A 2,940-nucleotide genomic window follows, 5' to 3' on the forward strand; every position below is an offset into this window, starting at 1 on the left:
ACCTAAAACACTTACGAATATTACTATTAAAACTCATAAAAAAATATATAAACAATCAAACATAAATAAAAATACCAAAGAAAAAAAATAATACATATAAAAAGAAAATTATTAAATACGAATCCTCCAATGTATAAAAATAATACTTATATGAAATAATAAAATTATAGTTAAAATACATGATAATTAATGATTATGAATAGATCAGGTGGATAAAATGGCTTATACTCTTAAGATAGAAGGAAAAGAAGAAATTAAAGAATTAAATGGGAAAAAAACTATTAAAGATCTTTTAAATGAGTTAGAATTATCTAATGAATCAATTGTAACTAAAAAAAATGGTGAAGTTGTTGTAGAAGATGAAATAATTGAAGATAATGATACAATTCAGTTAATTAGAATCATTTACGGAGGATAAATAGAACAAATTTAGATAAAATGATAATAGGATTTATTGGATTTGGAGAAGTGGCATCAACACTTTCAAAAAAACTTATGGATAATGGAGCTATTGTAAAAACATCATCAAAGGATAGAAGTCATAAAACACAAAAATTAATAGCTAAATCCAATGTTGAAGACATTAAAGATTATAAAGAATTAGCTAAAAATTGCGATATCTTGATTTCAACAAATACTCCTTCAAATGCAATAGCTATTGGGAAAAAATATGCTAAATATTCAAAACTATTTCTTGATTTAAACAATATTTCTCCAAGCTCAACAAAGGAAATAGCTAATGTTGCAGGAGATAAGTTTGTAGATGGAGCTATCATTGGAAGAGTAAATAGAAAAAAATCAATTATTTATTTATCTGGAAAAAATGCAAATAAAATAGCTATTTTAAATGAATTTGGATTAAAAACAAAAATAATTAGTGATAATATTGGAGATGCAACAACTCTTAAAATGCTTAGAAGTATGTATACTAAAGGAATTTCAGCTATTTTAATGGAAACTTTTGATATAAGTAAGAAATTAGGATTAAGCGAAGAATTACTTGACACAATAGCTATTACTGAATGTGATGATTTTAAAACACGTGCAAAATCTAGAATTAATGGATCAATCAAACACCATAAAAGAAAATATGAAGAAATGAATGAAATTACAGAATATTTAAATGAAATAGCTATTAATAATAATTTAAGAGATAGTAACTCAAAATACAACAAATTAATAGATAATGAAGTAATAGATAATAAAATAATGGATAATGAATTAATGGAAGCTATTAAAAATAAATTCAAATATATTGTAAAGGATTAAATTGTGAAAAGTTAGCTAATTATCTATTAAACTTAACTATTATGAATAGTCACTTTAATTCTAAAACCTTTTTGTGTTTTGACAACTGTAGCTGTTGTTGGAATAAGCTGAGAATCGATGATGTATCTTAAGTAAGTAACCTCTTCTGCAGGTAATACTAAGTTGGTTTTTATCTTAAATTTATCCTTCTTAATTTGGCATGCAATCTTACCATCGCCCGATATATATAGCTGTGCTTCAAGCCCATTTTCCATCTTTTTTGTTTCAAACTTTGTTAAACTTAAGCCTCCACTAAATTCTAATGGAATGTTTTTAATAGCTATTTTTTCTTTTCTAAATTTATTATTTGCATCATGAGCTAAAATTCCTTTTTGAGTTTGATTTGCAACATAATAAGCTCTTTCTATAACCTTATCAACACTTTGCTCTGGAGGAATCACTCCTTTATCCTCGTACTCCCTCATTAATTTAATAACTTCAAATCGAGTAACATTCTCTTCAACTGCACTAATAGCTAAACGTGTGAGAACCGGACCATATCCTGCTCTTCTAAATGTTGCCCAGATAGATTCCTCATCCCTATAAACTCTTCCTTTAATAATTTCATTTATTGCAGACCCATTTAAATAAGCTAATTTCATGAGATTTGGGCGAGATGAAGTGTTTAATGTTGAATATATTTTTTTCCAATTTCTATCTTTTGGAATATTACCAGCTTTAATTTCTCTTTGAAGAATCTTTGTAGTTGAATCAGGAAGCAATTCTTTTATTTCTTCTGGAATCTCCATGTTGTTTTCAATTATAGATTTTCTTATAAACCTTCCAGATATTTTCCCATCAACTTCTAACTCAGGAATTATGTGAAATTCCATTTTTCTATGATATTTATTATATAAAAAGTCATTAACTGCAAACCATCGTATAACATTTCGATTTGGAAGATTTCGTGGAATTCCTACAAATATTCCTTCTTTAACAAATCTCTTTGAATATTGTTTTATTTTATCAGTAGATACATTTGCAGCATCAACATATTCAACTACACCATCTTCAATCATCATAGCTATTCTAATCGGAACACTGTAAGCTAAAGTTAATCTATGATGTAGACCTTCAATAGCTACAACCTTATCAGCTCCAGCTGCAATAGCCATGGCACGACGAGCTTCAAATGAAGTGAAAAAAGGACCATGATTTGCACTATACCCTTTATTCAAATAAATTACAACTTCATCACCATTTTTATCAGCAAGCTCTCGAGCTTTATTTATTAAGTCCACATGCCCTAAATGAACAGGATCAAAATCAGCACTTATTCCAATCAACAATAACACCAGAAAAGATTAAATTAAATTTATTTTAAATTATTTAGAAATATTTTAATTATTTGAAACAAACTTTTAAAAAGGAGAAAACAAAGATTTCTCTAAATTTACACCACGAAATAAAAGTTTCAATATGTGCTATTTTAAAAATTGAGCATTAAAAACAAAGAATGCTTTTATTAATTTGAAACAAACTTTTGAAAAAAGTTTGAACAAAAACTATTGTCATGACAATTTAATATTATGGTTTTAAATATTTCGTTATCTTTTTAATTAAGCTTTAATTTTCTTTATTTTAGCTATATGGTATGAAATTAATAATATATAAATATTTAAAATTAAATAG

3 protein-coding genes are annotated in these 2,940 nt (G+C 26.2%); 2 read left to right on the top strand and 1 reads right to left on the bottom strand.

The features are described from left to right. Positions 1-217: 217 nt before the first annotated feature. Positions 218-418, top strand: coding sequence for a MoaD/ThiS family protein (locus MBFIL_RS03635; RefSeq protein ID WP_066971601.1), 201 nt, complete (start codon positions 218-220; stop codon positions 416-418). Positions 419-438: 20 nt separating this feature from the next. Next, positions 439-1,269, top strand: a complete 831-nt coding sequence (locus MBFIL_RS03640) for a DUF1932 domain-containing protein (RefSeq protein WP_066971603.1) — start codon at positions 439-441, stop codon at positions 1,267-1,269. Positions 1,270-1,301: 32 nt separating this feature from the next. On the opposite strand, the gene MBFIL_RS03645 is transcribed toward MBFIL_RS03640, so the two are convergent. Next, positions 1,302-2,603 (bottom strand): adenylyltransferase/cytidyltransferase family protein, encoded by a 1,302-nt coding sequence (locus tag MBFIL_RS03645; protein ID WP_066971605.1) that lies wholly within the window; start codon positions 2,601-2,603, stop codon positions 1,302-1,304. Between the last annotated feature and the right edge of the window lie 337 nt (positions 2,604-2,940).

It is taken from the genome of Methanobrevibacter filiformis, from assembly GCF_001639265.1.
Taxonomy (GTDB): Archaea; Methanobacteriota; Methanobacteria; order Methanobacteriales; family Methanobacteriaceae; genus Methanacia; species Methanacia filiformis.